Here is a 16,925-nt window from a genome sequence, read left to right as displayed (position 1 = left end):
CTGTTCGCACCATAGGTTTCAGGCAAATTTCCTATGCCCACACTGAACAGGGACTGGGAACTCACAAGATTCAAACCCAGAATTATCCTCATATTCACTTATCCTTGCGGTTCAGTCGCACCCGATTGCCTTTAGGTGACTTTCCGCTTTCCTGACGTGCTATGTTCCCGTGTCAGCTTTCGCCTTTCGGTTAGTCAGGTGGATTCCCGTGTTATCTTACGGGGTAGTACCTTCAATCTATCCCCCTTTCATCTACTTCTACTTTCGCCCTATCTGGACGCACGTCGCCACAGTGTATCATCATCCCGTCCCCCACATAGATGCCACAGTGGGAGACTCCCGGGGTGTCATAGGTTCCCTTGAAGAAAACAAGGTCGCCGGGGCGGGGGGAGCTGGTGCGGGTGCAGATGTTGTAAAGCCCCTGGGCCCCCAGCCGCCCCACGTTCCAGCCGGAATGATTGACTACCCACGAAACAAAGCCGGAGCAGTCAAAGGACGTGGCCGGGGAGCTCCCGCCCCATACATAGGGATAACCGAGGTATTTCTCGGCCTCGGAGAGCATCGCCGCGAATGTTTCATCGTCCAGATATTCCCCCGGCACTTCGTAGCCTTCCGGCGGGCTGGTGTATTTCCCCACATAGGACGAGCCGGGAAAGAGGTCTGGGCGGTTGCCCAGCGTAGCCATGTAGAGGGAATACCGGGAAACCTTGTCCTCCCCCATGATGTAGATAGGGAGATGGGAAAGGTTGAAGTTATCCAGTGTCACAGTACAGATGTAGTAATCGTAATACACCCGGTAGCTGTCGGTGTGGGTATTGCCGTCCTCGTCCGTCCATGTATCCGTTTCGATGTAGTACCGCCGCTCCTTTACCACGTTCTCTGTCAGCGTGTACTGGCGGTCAAAGAGCATCCGCAACGTAGGCTGGACATCCGCCAGCGTCCACTCGCCCTCATGCCATGCGCTCAATAAGGAAATCAGCACATAGGGGTCATGTTCGATAGCGTCCAAATCAAAATGGTACTCGTCATAGTCGTGTGTGCTTTCGTAGGTATCGAGATAATGCTGGAGCTCCGCCTCCAGCGAACAATAAGCGGCCTCGGCCCCCAGCATATCCCCGTCCTGGGCGGGGTAGGTGGTGGCCCCAACCGCGCCTGCGGCGGCATTCCCCAAAGTGATAAGGGAGGACGAGCAGGACTGGAGCGACAAAATGAGCACCACGCAGGCCAGCGCGATAAGCGTCCCCACGGGATGCCGTTTCACGAAAGCCACGGCCCGCTCCGCCAGCTTTTCCGTGGCGGCGGCGGTTTTCCCGGCGGCCTTGGCCCCTTGTTTCGCGGTCTGTTTCGCCGCCTGCCGCGCTTGTTTGGCGTATTGTTTTTTTAATTTCTGCTTGTGCCAATAGCGGGTAACTGCATTTTTTGCAAGCTCCGGGTTCTCCTGCGCGGCCATGCGGAACTGGTAGTCCGCCCGGGCCTTGATGTACTGCGCCTCGGCCTTATGGACGGCCCGGGCCGGGTGCTCCCGGATGCGCTTTTTCGCATACCGCGTCCCATGCCGGAGGGCGGCCTCGCCCACAAGCTCGGAGCGGTGGGCCCCCTCGGTTCCCACGTTTTCATGCTCCACCTCATAAACCTTGCCATGCACAAAGCCGTGGACGTTCCATCCGGCTGCCCCCAGCACCCGGCGCACCGGGCCCCGGGGTTTAGGGGGCTTTTTGCCCTCCAGCTTTTTCCGGGCCCGGTTCAGCTTGTCCTCCCGCGTCTCCATGCGGAGCTTGGATTTGCTGATTTTTTCCTGTTCGCTTTCCATGCGGAATTTCGATTTTTTGGTTTTGGGGCCCTTGGGGGACTTTGGGACATTTTGTCCCGAAGTGCCCTTGTCCCCGGCGGGCCCGGCGTTATTCGTTCCTCTGGTCATTGGCTATATCCTCCGGGCGGGTGGTGAGCAGGTTGTAAATCTCACCCTTGGGGAAACGGTCAACAAAGGGGATAGTCACATTCCCATAGAACAGCAGGCCCTCGCCGGAGTTGCTATGGGTGATATAGGAAAGCTGGTGCTCAGAAATGCAGAGCTGTTTTGCGATGATGGCCCGGTCGCTCTGGGCCTGGGAGAGCAGGACGAGAAAATCGGTGTTATCCAGAATGTTCTCAATCTCCCGGCTGGCCAAAAGGTCTTTCACGTTCTGCGTGAGGGCCGAGGGCACACAGCCCTTTTTGCGGAGCATCTTCCACACCGCCACAAAGTAGCTGGCGGTCAGCGGGTCTCGGAGCAGGATGTGGAACTCGTCAAAGTAGCACCATGTCGCCGCCCCGTTCTGGTAGTTGGTATGCACCGCCGAGGTGACAAACTCGTTGGTGACGTGCATCGCAATCTTGCGGAGGTTCTCCCCCAGCCCTTTCAGCACGATGCACACTACCCGGGAGCTCAAGTCCACGTTGGTGGGGTGATTGAACAGATTGAGGGAGCCCGTACAGTAGAGCTCAAGGGCCGTTGCCACGCGCTTCGCCTCCGGCTCCGGCTGTTTGAGTAATTCCTCGTACAAGCTCTGGAGCAAAGGCATCTTTGCGCCCTCCAGCCCCAGCGCAAGTTCCCGGTACACCAGCCGCACACAGCGGTCAATCACGGTCTTTTCGATGGGTTGCAGGCCGTCCTTGCCGCCTACCACCAGCTCACAGAGGGAAAGCAGAAAATCCGCTTTCATGGAAAGGGGGCTGTCCTCGTCATTCAAACCGATTTCAATATCCATCGGGTTGATGTGGTGGGGGCTGTCCGGGGCAATCTCAATGACCTGCCCGCCCAGCCGCCGCACCAGCGGGGAATATTCCCCCATCGGGTCAACGATAACGATGCGGTCACTTGTGGCAAGAAAGACGTTTATCAATTCCCGCTTGGCGGCAAAGCTCTTGCCGGAGCCCGTGGAGCCGAGATACATCCCATTGGCGGATTTCAGCTTTTTCCGGTCTGCCATGATGACATTGTGGGAAAGCGCGTTCATGCCGTAGTAGAGGGCCTGCCCGCCCATGCGGAGCTCCCGCGTCATAAAGGGAATGAAAATCGCGGTGGAGCTGGTTGTCATGCCCCGCTGTATCTGCACCTCGTTATAGCCGAGGGCCAGCGAGGACATAAAGCCCTGTTCCTGCTGCCAGTCCAGCCGCTTTAACGCACAGTTGTATTTCTGCGCGATGCCGGAGACGGTGAACACGTCATTTTCCAGCCGCTGGCGGGTGGGGGCGAGGTTGATGACGGTGAACGTCAAGAGGAACATCCGCTCATTCCGGGACTGCAAATCCCCCAAGAGCTCCGCCGCGTCCTTGGAAAAGGTGATAAGGTCGGGGGGAAGTATGTCCATGTCGTACCCGGCGCGGACGGCCTTTTTCTGCTCCTCCACTTTCATCTTGTCAATGTCCGAGATTTTCCCCTTGATGGTCTTTATCGCCTTTAACTGGTCAACGGTCTGGATGTGCATGGTGACGGTGAGCTCCGCGTCCAGCTCCAGAATTTCCCGCAAAAGGCGGTCAGAGAGCTCGGACGCCAAAATCTGAAGATAGGACGCCGCGCCCCAAAAGCCGCCCACACGGAAGAACCGGGAGCCCCGGAAGTCAAAGCCGCCGTTTGGGGTGATAAAGTCCTTTGTCCCCATCCCGGTTTTGGAAATGTCCGCCCACGAAAAGCGGAACGGCTCCCGCCGTCCGGGGTGCATCTGCCCATGCAGTAAGGCCAGCCGCTCCCGCCCGTCCAGCGCAGACGAGGGAACGCCCAGCCGGTGGAGGTTCCCCATCACGTCCGCCTCTACCCGGTCAAGCCGGGGCCGGGCGGCGGCGATGCCCTCGGCAGGCACGCCAAAGGTGATATATTTGGAGCGTTCGATGCCGTTGTTGCTCCGGGCAATCTGGCGTTTGAGCATCCCCACGAACTCGCCCCGGATGCTGTCAAAATCGTCCGCCTGGGCGGGGATGTTCACATGGTAGCGGCTGGTAGAGTGGGAGCGGCGGTTGATAAAGGAGAGCTGGACGGGGAGGGCGCTGTCGAAGTAGTTGAGGAACGAGCTCCACCCGCTGAATATCGCGGACTGATCCTCGGTGGATGCCACGGAGTAGTTGATGTCCTCATATTCCACGGTCTTTGTGTAGAGCCCGCCGGGGAGCTGGCACACCCCGTCCGGGTGCATCGCCACATAGGGGATGGACTGCTGGGCAGATAAGGCCGCCTTATTCTTTCTTTTGCTTTTTCGGTTTTCCATTCACTGCCTCCTTTCCCGCCTGCCCGGTAAAGGGCGCGTAGATATTCCCGGTCTTGTAGGGCCTCACGCCGGGCCGCAGGTACTTGGCCCGGATAATGTTCTTTACCACCTTTTCCAGCGGCAGGCCGTCTTTCTCGTACATCGCCAGCAGAAACGCCGGGAGCATGATGCCCAGCATCAGGAACAGCGCCGCCGTGTTCCCCAGTGCGCTCCGGGCCAGCAGGTAGGAGGGGACTCCCACAAGGGCCGCGCCGCCAAAGCACACAAGCTGGCGTTTCGTCAGATTGAAAGCGATTTTCGTCTTGATTTTGGATAAGTCGTTAGGTACATTCACATAGGGCATTTCAAGCCTCCTTTCCTTTGGGACTCGTCGGCACAAACTTCACTCCGCTCACTTCGGGACATTTTGGGTCTGTTGACAAAGTCCTAAACGAAAAACGCTCGTTGGCAAAACGTACAAAGAAATAGGTGGAAAAAGACGATCCCTTCCTTTGAATAACCTCATTTCACCGCTTAATTTTGTGCATCTTTTTTCAAGAGTCGACTTTGTCAACAAACCCATTTTGTCCCAAAGCTCGCCCCGTTCCGTTGCGCCTCCTCTCCCCACAAAGTCTGCCGACTTTGCGGGGGCCCCGAAATTTTGAAGTCCCTCGGTGGGCTCCACCTCATTCCCCCACACGTCCCAGCCGGGGGCCGTCTGGCGGGCGAACAGCTCCACCCGGGGCACGTCCCCCATAAGGGCCACGATTTTTTCACGGGCCTCGTCCGGCTTTTTGCTGTGGCCCTCGATAGGGGAGATGATGAACTGGTGGACGTTGGGGGCCTTGCGCCGGGGATGCCCACGGGTCGCCAGCAGGCACACCTCCGCATTGGCCCGCGTCCAAAAGCCCAGCCCGTAAAACCAACTGTCCGCCTTTTTGTTCTTTTTCAGCCAGACAAAGCCCACGGACTTATACTGGAAGCCCCACGCCTTGATAAGCCGCAGGGCCTCCGGGAGCTGGGGGAACGTGGCCCACAGAAAAAGAACGCTGTCCGGGGCCGCCAAATCCGCCACGGGCAACGCGCATAATTCCTCAATCCCCATCGTGGGGTAGTGCCGCTCCGCCGCACCTTGCAGGCCCTTTTGGGCATACCGCCACGGCGGGTCGGCGTATATCACGTTATATTTACCGATAGTCACACCCCCTTTCCGCCAGCGGCCACAGCCGCCCGCGCCTGCGTGATGCGCTCCGTGGCCGGGCCGTAAAAGGCCGGGGCCGTCTCAAAGCAGATAAATTCCCGGCCCGTGTTCAGCGCGGCGATGGCCGTTGTGCCGGAGCCCGCGCAGATGTCCGCCACCACCTGGCCGGGGGCGGTGTAGGTCTTTATCAGATACTCGCACAGCTCCACGGGCTTCTGGGTGGGGTGGACGGTATGGGCCACGGTCTGGAATGAAAGCAGGTTCCCCGGGAACCGCCGCCCGTCCTCCGAGCCGCTCCCGGAGCGGACAAATTTCCCATAGTTGGGGCTCTGGTCGCGCTGGGATGCGATTTTCTTATAGGGCTTGCCCTGCTCAAACTGCGGATTGTAGAGGGGGAGCTTTTGGTAAAACACTAAAATATTCTCCGTCTTTTTCAGCGGGGCGCGGCGGGCGTTGAGAAATCCCGTACAGCGGCTCTTATACCACACCCATTCATAGCGGAGCATGGAGAGGTTGGACGCGCCGAGGATTTTGTCATAGGGGCACTGGGCGAAGAACAGCACCGCCCCGGAGGGCTTGACCGCCCAGCGCACCGCCTCCCACAGCTCCGGGAGCGGCAAAGGCACATCCCAATAGTTGCGGGTCGTGCCGTAGGGCGGGTCGGTCAGAAGCATATCAACCGAGTGCTCCGGGAGGGAGCGCAGGCCCGCGATGCCGTCCATAAGGTAGAGCCCGGAGGGTTCCGGGTTAAGGTTTGGGACATTTTGTCCCAAAGCCGGGCTATCTGCCATCCCGTCCCTCCTTTCCCTTTGCCGGGGCGGAGCGGGCGGCATTTTTCTGCGCGGCCTCCTTTCCCGCCTTATCCATCTGCTCCCGGATGGGCGCGGGGCGCACCGCCTCGGCCCGGGCGATAAGTTTCTCAACCGCCGAATGGTACGCCTCCACCCCCGCCGCGTTCAGCCGCTCCTGGGTGGCCCGGTCATTGATACGCACCGTGGCCCGGTAGCCCGTCCTGCTGGTGGGGTCGGGTTTTGAGGGCGCACCTAAGAAAATGCCGTTCTGCCCGTTCACCACCTTGAAATCGTCCACCACCACGCCGCCGAAGTTGACGCTGGCAAAGCCAATCAGCTTGCCCTGGGGCTCAATGGGCCGCACCGACACCTCGATGGGGATAGTGGCGGCGGCAAGGTTCTGCTCCACCCGGAGGGCCACTGCCTCGTCCACGCTGATGCCCTGGTGTTTTGCCAGCTCCGCGATAGGGGCCTCGAAAATCAGACGGCGCATTTCCTCCTGGGCCGCCGCCAGTTCCTCGGCGGTCTGCACCGCCGTCTGTGTGTTCGCCATAGATAAATCCTCCTTTCCGGGCCGGGGGATGACCGCCCCGCCCGTATAGTCGTAGCCTGCCGCGTGTATCGCGGACAGTGTTTCCGCTGATACCGCCCCTTGCAGTTGCAGGTCGGTTTCAGCCATGAACGCCAGCATATCCCGCTGGTCAAATTCCTCCGGGAGCTTTCCGCCCCACGCCCGGCGCATTTCGCCCTCCGGGCCTAACTTGTACCGCCTCGGCACAGCGCACCTCCTCTCCGGGCCTTTGGGACAAAATGTCCCGAAGTGCCGCTAAATCAGTGGGCCCCGAAGATACTGCGGGCGATTGTCCCGGTCTTGAACAGCATGAAACAAAGGAGCACCGTATAGCCCACGGTTCCCCATATCGCGCCGATGGGGTCGCCCCCGGCGGCAATGTTCTGCACCAGCACCGCATAGATGCCGACACAGACTAAAATCAGCATCCCTTGAAAGCCCACGGCAAAAAGGGATTTTAAGTAGTTCTGCCCCATGCCGCCCACCTCCCGGTTGGAGAGGGTCGCCACGGGGATGGGCGCAAGGCTGGTCAGCAGATATATTTCTATCATTCTTCCGTACACCAGCACGAAAATGATGATGCCCAGCGCCTGCATGGTGAGCCCGATGACCGAGGACTGGAGCCACAGCCCCAAAAGCGGGCCCAAGTCCATCCCCTCCAGCGTGGTCTGGAGGTCGTTCAGCATATCCGGCGAAACCGCCGTGGAGCCCTGTATCAGCCCGGCAGAGCGGGAAATCACGCTCTGCGACACGTCAAAGACGGCCATCACGATATTGAACGTGTTGGAAAGTATCAGCACCGCACACGCGGTCTTGAACATCCATTTATAGAGGTTCGCCACGTCTACTTCGTGCATATTGTTTTTTTCAAGGAGCATCTGTATCAGCTCATAGGTGGCTACAAAGGTCAGCACCAGCCCGGCGATGGGTAAAATCACCGTCTCGGAAAGCTGGCGGATGAGGGAGAAAACCCCGGCGTTCCATGCCGCCGGGGTCGTCCCTACCTGCACCGCAATCTCTCCGACCTGGGCATTGACGGTATCAAAGAGCCCCTCAAGGTTCCCCATGATGCCGCCAATCAGCAGCTCTTTCAGCCAGTCCGTGAGCCAGTCGGTGAGAAAGTCCATAAGCCGCCGCCCTTAAAACAGCCCCGACAGCAGCGGGATGAGGGTCGTGCCGATGACGATGATGCCGCCTCCGGCCATAAGCTGTTTCATGCCCTGGCTTTTTGAGCCGGGGTTGTCCGAGCCGTAGCCCTCCAGCAGATTAACAACGCCCCAAACGCCGAGGCCCGCGCCCAGCGCGATAACAAGGGTCTGCAAAGTGGTGATAGCGGATGCGAAAAATGCCATATAGTCCTCCATTTCTCCGGGATATTCCCGGGCACAAGAAAAGCCGCCCAGTGTAGGCGGCTGGCTACTCCTTGGGACAAAATGTCCCAAAGCTATACAAAAGCGTCCGGGTCGTCCAAATCGTCATAGTTGAGGATGTCCTCGTCCTCGTCTATGGGCGTTTTGTCCGGCACGTCCGCCTCGTACACGGTGTACTGCTCGTTGGGATTGAGCTTTTTTATACGGCGGCAGATAAGCCGCTCCAGCGAAAAGGCGTTTTTCTTCTTGTCCGCCTCCGCCGTGTATCGGTAGTTGGGGTGCTGTTTCAAATCATATTTCCGGGAGTAGAACGGCGGCAGGCCCCGCAGTTGCAGGATGCACCTGTCGCCGGGCATGGTGGCAAGCTCGGCGGGGGTCATAAGCTCCCGGCCCAGCCGCTGGGTGTTCTGGTTGTAGCTTTCCGACTGCCCACGGGAGCGGCCCTCGGTCTGCATGGAGATGGTGGCCTTGCCCAGCCAGTTCTCGGAAATCTCCTTGATAGTGCTGGCCTCCCGGCCCCCGAGGAATACCACGCTGTCCATGTTGCCTAAAATGGTTTCCGCGTTCTTGTCGTAGATTGCCTTACATTGGGCCAACTGCTGGTAGAACAGCGTCAGGCTCACCTCCCGGGAGCGGATGACCGCCACCAGCTTTTCGAGGTTCGGCACCTGCCCGGTGTTGGCGGCCTCGTCCCACAGCACCCGCACATGATGGGGCAGGCGGCCCCCGTGTACGTTGTCCGCCCGTTCACACAAGAGGTTGAACATCTGCGAAAACGCCAGAGCTACAATAAAGTTGTAGGTGGTGTCGGTATCGCTGATGATGAAGAAAGCCGCCGTCCGTCTGTCCCCCAGCTTGTCAAGCTCCATCTCGTCATAGCTCATAATCTCCCGGAGTTGCGGGATGTCAAATGGGGCCAGCCGCGCACCGCATGAAATAAGTATGGAGCGGGCAGTCTTGCCGCTGGCCAGCTTGTACTTTTTGTACTGCTTGACCGCGAAACAGTCCGGCTTGCGCTTTTCCAGCCCGGCGAACATATAGTCCACCGCGTTCATAAAATCGTCATCGTCCTCCTTGACCTCCATGCCGGAAATCATGTCTACAAGGGTGTTCATGTTCTTGTCCTCGTCCGGGCCCTCGAAGATGATATAGGCGATAAGGGCGCAGTATAAAAGCGTTTCTGATTTCGTCCAGAACGGGTCGCCCTCCTTGCCCTCGCCTTTGGTGTTTGCTATTAGGGTATTGACAAATTTCAGAATGTCGGCCTCGTTGCGGATATAGGCCAGCGGGTTATAGTGCATAGAGCGGGAAAAATCAATGCTGTTGAAAACCTTGATTTTATATCCCTTTTTCTTTTGCAGGAAATACCCCGCCTGCTCCAGCACCCCGCCTTTTGGGTCTACCACCACATAGGAGGAATGGGCCTGCAGAAGCTGGGGCGTGAGCCAGAACCGGGTCTTGCCGGAGCCGGAGGAACCGACAACACAGCAATTCAGGTTCCGGGCGTTGGCGGGGACGGCGGGCCGGGTGTTGGTGGTGAGAAATTCCGTCCCGGTCAGAATGATGTTGTTTTCAAACTTGGGGTCGGTGAACGGCTTGATGTCTTTTTCCGTTCCCCAGCGGGCCGAACCATATTCTTCATCCCGGCGGTATTTTTGGGCTTTTTTGCTTTTCTGATAGATAATCAGCCGGATCGCCACGGCCCCCGCGATGCCAGTGAGCCAGTCAAAAGGATTGAGCCCCGGCGCGAAGTCGGCAAAGGCCGGGCCGAGGGCCGCCACCATCCCCACCAGCTTATGGGCCAAATCCGCCCCCGCCGCCAGACGGTAGGCCGTTCCCACCTTTAGGCAGGCCCACGCGATGAACAGATAGGGGAGGTTCGGCAAAAGGTACTTTTTCAGCTTATCTGTCCTCATGGGCGGCCTCCTTTACGCGGTCTTTCTTTTGGGGCGCGGGCTGGCGCAGTATCTCGGCGGCGGCCCGTCTGAGCTGTTCCCGGATGGGTACGCGGTCAGTCTTTGCCCTATCCAGCACCCGGCGGGAGTATTCCGAGAAACAAGCGGTGATTGCATCCGCCTGCCCGGACTTGAAGAATAGCAGATATTTGTCCGGCCCGGTCTTGTAAAAGGCATAATCCACGTTCCACTTCCGGGCCACCCGGTCAAATTCCTTTGGGGCCCCGGTGAGCTCGATGCTGTTGGTCGCCGCGCCGTGGGCCATGAGCTTTTTCACGGACTGCCTGCCGTGGGGCGTCTGGTGGGCCCGGCGTTCCTTTTGTATCTTCCGGCCAGCCGCCCGGAGCGCATAGGCCAGCACCCGGGCCGTCAGCTTTCCCGTCCGCATGGATAGCGCGATAGTGCGCCGGGAAACATCCTCGTCAATCAATCAGAACCGCCTCCTTTCATGGGGGATAGGCCATCCGGCCTTTGGGACATTTTGTCTCGAAGTCACCGCTCGTCCCGGTTTGTTTCCGGGTGCTTGCGTTCAGCCGCCAGAGAGGAACGGTCAATCACTTCCTTGTAGGCGGCCATCTGCTCCCGGATGGAGAGCCGGGGGAGGGCGAAAACCTTGTGCTCCTTGGGAATATCCTCTATCCCGTGATAAACTTCCTTAATATCGCCCGTCTGGACGATATAGCCGCCGGGGGCAAGGTGGCCGCCCTCGTTGATGGATATGTCCCGCCCGTATGCCTCATAGTCAAAGTAGTCTTTCAGCTCGGCGGGTATCGGCAAGTCCTCTGCATAGCAGCGGCCCAAATCGTCCTCGCTTTCAATATCCGGGTAAAATTCAAAGCAGTCCAGATTTTCCGCAAGGTTGATGATGTCCGCCACGCTGGAGGTATGCGCCCCCATATGGAGCGCGGCCTCGAATTTTTCAATCTCGCTTTGGGGGAGCTCCGAGAGCAGGCAGGCCAGATGGTTCAGCTCGTCCAGATTTTCATACTCGCCCAGATAGTCATAGAGCCCCAGTACATCGCCGTCAAAGCTGGTGATGAAAAATTCCTCGTAGCGTATGCCGTCCACGCCGATATTCTTTAACAGCGCCTCCACCGCCTGGGGGCTGGTGGGGAATTTCAGCGTTTCCCCCACCAGCTCGCCCTCGTTGTATTTCCCCAGATTGGTGATGTACGCCTCGAACAGCGTGGCCATGTCAGCGGCGGCCCTGGCCCTTGACGGTCAGGATGCCCTCAAGGGTGGTGGCGGTGATGCCCAGCCGCTGGGCCACGGCAATGTCGTTCTTCATGGACTCGGTGACGGTATGCCCGCACACCACCAGCACCCGGGAGCGGCGGAGCAGGTCACGGCCAATGTCGATGCTGCTCTTGTGTTCCTCGGGAACCGCGTCATTGAGGAAAAGGGGCAGAAACAGTGCGGGGCAGATAGGGGCAAAGCCCGCATCGTAAACCGCCCGGCAGTACTGCGCGGCAAGCTCCGCGTTTTCCGTGTCGCCGCCATACCAAGCGGCGGTGATGTAAGCAAGGGGTCGTTTCATAGTCGTTTACCTCCGATATTTTGATAGTTGTCGTTCAGCCCTATCCCCCCGCCCTTTCCCATTCATGGGAAAGGGGGCGGCTCTGGAGGATATATCCCCCGCCGCGCCGGGAGGGGTGGCACAGCCGGGGCGGGCCGTCAAGGGCAAGCCGCCGCAGGCGGCGGGCGTTCCGCCCCTTGACTGCCCACTCCCGGCTGTGCCCAGTAGCAGGCGGCGACGGGGGATATACCACCAGAGCCCCTCTCTAAAAGAACGCCATGCAGGACGCGGGGGAGGGGCGCGGGAAAGAGAAAAGCCTTGGGACAAAATGTCTCAAGGCTTACTTTTCCCGGTCAGTCTTTTTCTCCGGCGCGGTGCGCTCCGGGGGCTGTTTCTCTTTCCACGCATCCAGCAGGGACATAATCTGGTCTTTCATCTCCCGGGGCGTGGTGTCCTTGCCGAAATACTTGTTCAGTTCAGCGGCGGAAATAATCACCTTGTCTACCTCCTTTTTCTCACGGCTCAAAATGCCGTCAATCACATCGCCGTTCAGTTTCCCGTCCTTATCCAGCTTGCGGAGCTCCTGGGCCTGGGAGAGCGAGGGGGATGCCTGCTCGCCCTCAATGGAAACGGCGATAAACCTCTGGTTTTTGGGCTTGATGAACGAGATTTCAACAGCGGGGGTGAAAGACAGCTTTTTCTCGTTCACCATAGACTGGAGCTCCGGCACAAGCTCGGTCAGCCGGATATACCGCTGTACCTGCTTGTAGTTCATGCCGTTCCGTTCCCCCACGATTTCCGTGGAGCGTTTCCCCACGTCCCCGGCGGCCACGCCCTCCATCTTCGTCCCCTGATGGCTGATGGCCTCCACCTGCATTTTCAGAGACTGGGCCTTTTCCATCGGCAGAATCTTTTCCCGGTGGCGCAGGTTGTCGTCCGTCATCGCAAGGATGGCCTCGTCATCCGTCATGTTGCGGACGATACAGGGCATATTTGCAAACCCGGCCAGCTCACTGGCCCGCTGGCGGCGGTGGCCCGCGATGATTTCATAGCCGCCGCCCTCCCGGGGACGCACCAGCGCGGGCTGGTGTACGCCGTTGTCCTTGACGGACTCCACAAGCCCTTTCATTTCCGCATCGTCACGGACACCAAAGGGATGGTCTTTGAACGGGAACAGCTCCGAGAGGTTGAGATAAACAATCTCTTCCTTTTCGGCGCGGGTCGCGTCACGGGGCTGGGGCGGCGCTTCCGGCGCAGGCTGGGGAGCGGCGGGGGCCTCTTCTTTGCCCTTTACCGTGGCGGCTTTTGTCCCTTTGCTTTGGGACATTTTGTCTCGAGGTGGGGACGGGGGCTTGTCCGTGGCCGCCTTGTCAGCCTTGGCCTGGCGGCCACGGCGGGCCCCCGTCCCTCCCGGCTTGCCGGGCTCCGCTTTTTCCTCCTTCGGCTTGCGGCCACGCCTGCCCTTGGGCTTATCCTCCGGGGTGGGCGTTTTTTCCTCGGCGGCCTTTCCCTTTTTGGCGGGGGCCTTTTCCTCCGGGGCCGGGGTGGGCGGCTGTTCCGGTTCGGGCGGCTCGTTCTTCTCCACCTCCGCACGTTCCGCCGCCCGGCGCTCCGCCATCAGCTTTTCAATCTGGTCAGCGGATACGTTCACCTCGCCGGGGGCCCCAGCGGGGGCATCCTGCGCGGGTGGTTCCCCGGCGGCCTGCTCGGGGGCTTTCTCCGGGGCCGGGGGCTCCGGCGTGGGAGCCTCAGCCGGGCCCGTATCGAACAGGCTGGGCTGGGGATTTTCCTCCGGGCTCGTGTTCAGCTTTTCGTCTGCCATTCGTTACCTCCTTTTTATTTTCGTGAATGTTGCACAAATTTTGTGTTAAAAGTTTGTTACTATTTTTTCGCCTCCCTCCCGGCTATCCACGCAAAAAAGCCGCCCGTTTTTTCTTCCCGGACGGCTTTCTGCGTAATGTGATAGCTCTAATTTTATTTTTTTGTGGTTGCAGGCTCCGAAAAGCCTTGATATTACAGTGTTCCTAATAGGAGCCATTCATATTCGCTCCACATCAGGAGTTGGCGGCGGCTTTGAAATTATGCCGGAATATAAGATTGACAAAAAGGTTTTCTCAACTAGTGATCTTTCCGCAATCTTGATGGGGCTTTCCAGCCTTTCCAATATAGTACGGGGAGATGAACTGGTAAACGCTCTCGCGAAGGTTAAAAGTTTTATTCCTGCTGAAAAGGCGAAAGACATTGAGATAAAAACAAATCAAATTTGTATAGATTTAAGTCCGTGGATAGGTAACCAAAATATACAGCCATATTTGGAAACGATCAAAGCCGCTTTGCAAAATTGCAGACTGCTTTCCTTTGAGTATACAGCTCACCATGGGAATAAAACTGTTCGGACGGTTGAACCGTATCAGCTTGTGTTGAAAAGCAGTCATTGGTATTTTTATGGGTACTGCTATCACAGGAACGACTATCGCCTATTTAGGCTGTCCCGTATGTCAGACCTGAAAATGGAGCAGGACACTTTTATTCCACGAAATTATCAAAAACCGATTTTGGATTTTGAGGAAACTTTGGTGGCGATGCAAACGGAAGTCAAAATTCGTATTCATAAATCTATACTGGATAGGGTGCTTGAATATTGTGCCCAAGACCACTTTGTGCCAGATGGCGAGGAACATTACTTTGTGAATTTTCCATTTATTGAAAACGAGTATTATTATGATATTCTCCTTGGATTTGGGGATAAATGTGAGTGCATCGAGCCTCCACATATTCGCACAGAAATGAAACGCAGAATTTGCGAGATAGTTGCTATATACGGTAAGCATTGACGTGGAGAACAGAAGAAGCGGAGCGGAGGGAACACTATCAGAGCAAGCATAGGGAGTGTGGCCACACTCCCGAAAAACGGCCAAATCCGCTCCCTGCCGGGCCGTGTCCGTTTTTGCTTGTTGGGATAGTCCCAAACCCTTGTTATGGGGGATTGAAATCTGTTTTGTTCTATGCTATAATGATTTTGAAATTGATGTTTGTTCTTTCGTTAAAATGGGGGTATCTAAAAATGAGAAAAGCATTGTGCGTTGGAATAGATTGTTATGAATCTATAAATGATCTGCATGGATGTGTAAATGACGCTAATTCTGTAAAAGCGGTTTTGGAACGCCATGGAGATGGAACTCTAAATTTTGAAGTAAAATCGATGTGTGCGACAAGCGAAGCCTCCTATATTACCAGGAACGCTTTGAGAGACGCAGTTGAGGATTTATTTAAGAGTGAATCAGAGATTGCTGTGTTTTATTATTCTGGACATGGTAGTTTTGATGCATTAGGCGGCTACTTATGTACCAGTGAAGTAACACGTCCAGACGAGGGACTATCTCTAAATGAGATTATGGGTTTTGTAGCAAAGTCAAGAGCTCAAAACAAAATTATTATTCTCGACAGTTGCTTTAGTGGGGCAGTTGCTAATTCTGCTGAAATGACAAATTATTCAGTTTTACATGACGGCACAACAATCCTGGCCGCTTGTGAAGAATCAGAATATGCTACAGAGGAAAATGGACATGGAGTATTTACGTCTCTATTGGTAGAGGCATTATATGGTGGAGCCATGAATTTACTTGGTGAAGTTTCACCTGGTAGTGTTTATTCTTATATTGACCGCTCGTTGGGGGCATGGGAGCAACGGCCAGTATTTAAGGCGAATATTAATCGTTTTGTTTCATTGAGAAAAAATGCACCGCCAATTCAAATATCCGAATTGAGAAAGATAACGAGCTTTTTTGTATCACCATATGATGAATACCCATTAGATCCTACATATGAGCCAGATAAACATGAAGCAGATATAAAAGACGTAAATAAGGAGCATGAGGCTATTTTTTCAATTTTGCAAAAATATGCAAAACTCAATTTGGTAATCCCTGTAGGTGAGGAACATATGTATTATGCTGCAATACATCGTAAGTCTTGCAAATTAACTGCACAGGGGCAGCATTATTGGAATCTTGTAAATAAGAACACAATATAAAAGGAGGCTCATAAGATGATTAACGTGTTTATCCCCCACCGTTGGAACAATGACGATTATCCAGAAATCAGTGCCTTGCTTAGCCGTACAAAATATGCAGTGAGAGATTATTCCGTTCCGAGTAGTGACCCCTTTGATAAAATTGATAAGCGTTACAATGTCGACCCACAGATTAAATTACAAATCAAATATGCCAGTGTTGTTGTTTGTTCTAACCGCCCAGCTAATAATTCTGGAATGGCGATTGATGAAATTGAGTATGCACTGAGCATTGGCAAACCGGTAGTGGCTGTGAAAATTACTGATAATACAAGTACACGTATTTCAGACTTAGGCATCCCAGTGGTAGCTAAGAGAAAAGATAGTTTAGAAGCATGGATTGATACCCATGTCTAATAATTAGTGTTTTAAGAGATATAGTTTCCAAATCAGCCTACGCATTTAGGGCCTGTTCAGCGGCCTATTTTCAAGGCTTTCAAACAGCAGTCACACAGGGGGTAATACGATTTAACCTACACCCTCGAAAATGGACTTCTAACTGCGTAGAAACAAGGAAGAAACAAGCCAGGACAGGAAACCGATACTCCGGTGTCCTATCCTGGCTTGTTCTGATCTGTAAAGCTGTACTGTCACGCAAGAGGGCCGCGGCCCTCTTGCGGCACCCGCAGGAACCGTACACCCGCTTCGCGTCTGTACGGTTTCTGCGGGTCAGATAACATCTATGATAACTCCTGCTGCTATTTGACCTCCCTGCCTCTCCCTTCCATTCCCTTCTGGCGGCTTTGTCGCTCGTTTCCCAAGGAACGGATAGGAAAGGAATGGGTAATTGATTGGTCTTTACTTGTTTTTTCTTTATTTACTTCTATCTTTATTTTATTGCGTCGGATTTGCCTACATAGGCTTTTCCAACATTGGATTTCCCGATGCAGGTTATTCCAACGCCGGTAAATCGGGCAGCGACTGCGGCTGTTCATAGATGGTGTACTCCGCTCCCTGCAGATGTCCCCGGCTGTCCCGTTCCCTCGTCCGCACGATATACCCGGCCCGCTCCAGCTCGTGGACTGCCTGACGAATGGCATCGATTTGCTCCCGGTTGATGTAGGCCAGCCCTTGCAGGGTATAGTCCCATTCTTCCGGGAGTGACAACATTTGCGATAGGAGGCCCTTGGCTTTCAGGGACAGGGATTTGTCCCGCAGATGGTAGTTGGACATGACGGTGTAATCTGTGGTTTTCTTGACATGAAATACTGGCATAGTATTCACATCTC

16 protein-coding genes and 2 pseudogenes are annotated in these 16,925 nt (G+C 55.9%); 3 read left to right on the top strand and 15 right to left on the bottom strand.

What is annotated here, in order from left to right:
* Positions 1–232: 232 nt before the first annotated feature.
* The 14 genes and pseudogenes from U8U68_RS08525 to U8U68_RS08460 all read right to left on the bottom strand — a co-directional run bounded on the left by U8U68_RS08525 (position 233) and on the right by U8U68_RS08460 (position 13,446).
* Positions 233–1,918 carry a C40 family peptidase gene (locus U8U68_RS08525; protein ID WP_322200400.1) on the bottom strand — a complete coding sequence of 562 codons (1,686 nt, stop codon included), beginning with the start codon at positions 1,916–1,918 and terminating at the stop codon, positions 233–235.
* Complete coding sequence (locus U8U68_RS08520; protein WP_322200399.1) at positions 1,899–4,241, bottom strand: VirB4-like conjugal transfer ATPase, CD1110 family; 2,343 nt, start codon at positions 4,239–4,241, stop codon at positions 1,899–1,901. Before U8U68_RS08520 ends, U8U68_RS08525 begins: the two co-directional genes overlap by 20 nt.
* Positions 4,210–4,584, bottom strand: coding sequence for a PrgI family protein (locus tag U8U68_RS08515; protein ID WP_120428672.1), 375 nt, complete (start codon positions 4,582–4,584; stop codon positions 4,210–4,212). The genes U8U68_RS08520 and U8U68_RS08515 overlap by 32 nt, the downstream gene beginning before the upstream one ends.
* A 309-nt stretch (positions 4,585–4,893) precedes the next feature.
* Positions 4,894–5,421: pseudogene (locus U8U68_RS08510) on the bottom strand (MT-A70 family methyltransferase); the annotation flags it as partial.
* On the bottom strand, positions 5,418–6,212 hold the full coding sequence (locus U8U68_RS08505) for a DNA-methyltransferase (protein ID WP_120428669.1): 795 nt from the start codon (positions 6,210–6,212) through the stop codon (positions 5,418–5,420). The gene U8U68_RS08505 and the pseudogene U8U68_RS08510, both read right to left, overlap by 4 nt.
* A complete protein-coding gene (locus U8U68_RS08500) occupies positions 6,202–6,990 on the bottom strand; it encodes a septation protein SpoVG family protein (RefSeq protein WP_322200398.1) in 789 nt (262 codons plus the stop codon). The genes U8U68_RS08505 and U8U68_RS08500 overlap by 11 nt, the downstream gene beginning before the upstream one ends.
* A 53-nt stretch (positions 6,991–7,043) precedes the next feature.
* Positions 7,044–7,910, bottom strand: a complete 867-nt coding sequence (locus U8U68_RS08495; protein WP_160228441.1) for a VirB6/TrbL-like conjugal transfer protein, CD1112 family — start codon at positions 7,908–7,910, stop codon at positions 7,044–7,046.
* Between the two features lie 12 nt (positions 7,911–7,922).
* On the bottom strand, positions 7,923–8,135 hold the full coding sequence (locus U8U68_RS08490) for a Maff2 family mobile element protein (RefSeq protein ID WP_016316823.1): 213 nt from the start codon (positions 8,133–8,135) through the stop codon (positions 7,923–7,925).
* Between the two features lie 92 nt (positions 8,136–8,227).
* Positions 8,228–10,069: a VirD4-like conjugal transfer protein, CD1115 family gene (locus U8U68_RS08485; RefSeq protein ID WP_322200397.1), complete on the bottom strand. Its 1,842-nt coding sequence runs from the start codon at positions 10,067–10,069 to the stop codon at positions 8,228–8,230.
* On the bottom strand, positions 10,056–10,538 hold the full coding sequence (locus tag U8U68_RS08480) for a PcfB family protein (protein WP_437124420.1): 483 nt from the start codon (positions 10,536–10,538) through the stop codon (positions 10,056–10,058). Before U8U68_RS08480 ends, U8U68_RS08485 begins: the two co-directional genes overlap by 14 nt.
* A gap of 62 nt (positions 10,539–10,600) precedes the next feature.
* Positions 10,601–11,302, bottom strand: a complete 702-nt coding sequence (locus U8U68_RS08475; protein WP_322200396.1) for an antirestriction protein ArdA — start codon at positions 11,300–11,302, stop codon at positions 10,601–10,603.
* Position 11,303: 1 nt separating this feature from the next.
* Complete coding sequence (locus U8U68_RS08470) at positions 11,304–11,645, bottom strand: DUF7768 domain-containing protein (RefSeq protein WP_016316827.1); 342 nt, start codon at positions 11,643–11,645, stop codon at positions 11,304–11,306.
* Positions 11,646–11,685: 40 nt separating this feature from the next.
* Complete coding sequence (locus tag U8U68_RS08465) at positions 11,686–11,877, bottom strand: hypothetical protein (protein WP_120428587.1); 192 nt, start codon at positions 11,875–11,877, stop codon at positions 11,686–11,688.
* An 87-nt stretch (positions 11,878–11,964) separates the two neighbouring features.
* Positions 11,965–13,446 carry a ParB/RepB/Spo0J family partition protein gene (locus tag U8U68_RS08460; RefSeq protein WP_322200395.1) on the bottom strand — a complete coding sequence of 494 codons (1,482 nt, stop codon included), beginning with the start codon at positions 13,444–13,446 and terminating at the stop codon, positions 11,965–11,967.
* A 220-nt stretch (positions 13,447–13,666) separates the two neighbouring features.
* Here U8U68_RS08460 and U8U68_RS08455 point away from each other — a divergent pair.
* The 3 genes and pseudogenes from U8U68_RS08455 to U8U68_RS08445 all read left to right on the top strand — a co-directional run.
* A pseudogene (locus U8U68_RS08455) lies at positions 13,667–14,458 on the top strand (helix-turn-helix transcriptional regulator); the annotation flags it as partial.
* A 230-nt stretch (positions 14,459–14,688) separates the two neighbouring features.
* Positions 14,689–15,657, top strand: a complete 969-nt coding sequence (locus U8U68_RS08450; RefSeq protein ID WP_322200394.1) for a caspase family protein — start codon at positions 14,689–14,691, stop codon at positions 15,655–15,657.
* 15 nt (positions 15,658–15,672) lie between these two features.
* The gene (locus tag U8U68_RS08445) at positions 15,673–16,053 is read left to right on the top strand and encodes a hypothetical protein (protein WP_322200393.1); all 381 of its coding nucleotides are present in this window, start codon (positions 15,673–15,675) and stop codon (positions 16,051–16,053) included.
* A 534-nt stretch (positions 16,054–16,587) separates the two neighbouring features.
* On the opposite strand, the gene U8U68_RS08440 is transcribed toward U8U68_RS08445, so the two are convergent.
* Complete coding sequence (locus U8U68_RS08440) at positions 16,588–16,911, bottom strand: hypothetical protein (RefSeq protein ID WP_322200392.1); 324 nt, start codon at positions 16,909–16,911, stop codon at positions 16,588–16,590.
* Positions 16,912–16,925 lie beyond the last annotated feature (14 nt).

It is taken from the genome of Acutalibacter intestini (assembly GCF_034334985.1).
Taxonomy (GTDB): domain Bacteria; phylum Bacillota; class Clostridia; order Oscillospirales; family Acutalibacteraceae; genus Acutalibacter; species Acutalibacter intestini.
This window is presented reverse-complemented; position numbering and strand designations above follow the sequence as displayed.

What these genes read in the sequence shown, in the direction of transcription:
- U8U68_RS08440 (WP_322200392.1), bottom strand. Translation starts at nt 16,911, where the DNA reads ATGCCAGTATTTCATGTCAAGAAAACCACAGATTACACCGTCATGTCC.
- U8U68_RS08475 (WP_322200396.1), bottom strand. Translation starts at nt 11,302, where the DNA reads ATGGCCACGCTGTTCGAGGCGTACATCACCAATCTGGGGAAATACAAC.
- U8U68_RS08450 (WP_322200394.1), top strand. Translation starts at nt 14,689, where the DNA reads ATGAGAAAAGCATTGTGCGTTGGAATAGATTGTTATGAATCTATAAAT.
- U8U68_RS08485 (WP_322200397.1), bottom strand. Translation starts at nt 10,069, where the DNA reads ATGAGGACAGATAAGCTGAAAAAGTACCTTTTGCCGAACCTCCCCTAT.
- U8U68_RS08470 (WP_016316827.1), bottom strand. Translation starts at nt 11,645, where the DNA reads ATGAAACGACCCCTTGCTTACATCACCGCCGCTTGGTATGGCGGCGAC.
- U8U68_RS08515 (WP_120428672.1), bottom strand. Translation starts at nt 4,584, where the DNA reads ATGCCCTATGTGAATGTACCTAACGACTTATCCAAAATCAAGACGAAA.
- U8U68_RS08505 (WP_120428669.1), bottom strand. Translation starts at nt 6,212, where the DNA reads ATGGCAGATAGCCCGGCTTTGGGACAAAATGTCCCAAACCTTAACCCG.
- U8U68_RS08495 (WP_160228441.1), bottom strand. Translation starts at nt 7,910, where the DNA reads ATGGACTTTCTCACCGACTGGCTCACGGACTGGCTGAAAGAGCTGCTG.
- U8U68_RS08460 (WP_322200395.1), bottom strand. Translation starts at nt 13,446, where the DNA reads ATGGCAGACGAAAAGCTGAACACGAGCCCGGAGGAAAATCCCCAGCCC.
- U8U68_RS08525 (WP_322200400.1), bottom strand. Translation starts at nt 1,918, where the DNA reads ATGACCAGAGGAACGAATAACGCCGGGCCCGCCGGGGACAAGGGCACT.
- U8U68_RS08445 (WP_322200393.1), top strand. Translation starts at nt 15,673, where the DNA reads ATGATTAACGTGTTTATCCCCCACCGTTGGAACAATGACGATTATCCA.
- U8U68_RS08490 (WP_016316823.1), bottom strand. Translation starts at nt 8,135, where the DNA reads ATGGCATTTTTCGCATCCGCTATCACCACTTTGCAGACCCTTGTTATC.
- U8U68_RS08520 (WP_322200399.1), bottom strand. Translation starts at nt 4,241, where the DNA reads ATGGAAAACCGAAAAAGCAAAAGAAAGAATAAGGCGGCCTTATCTGCC.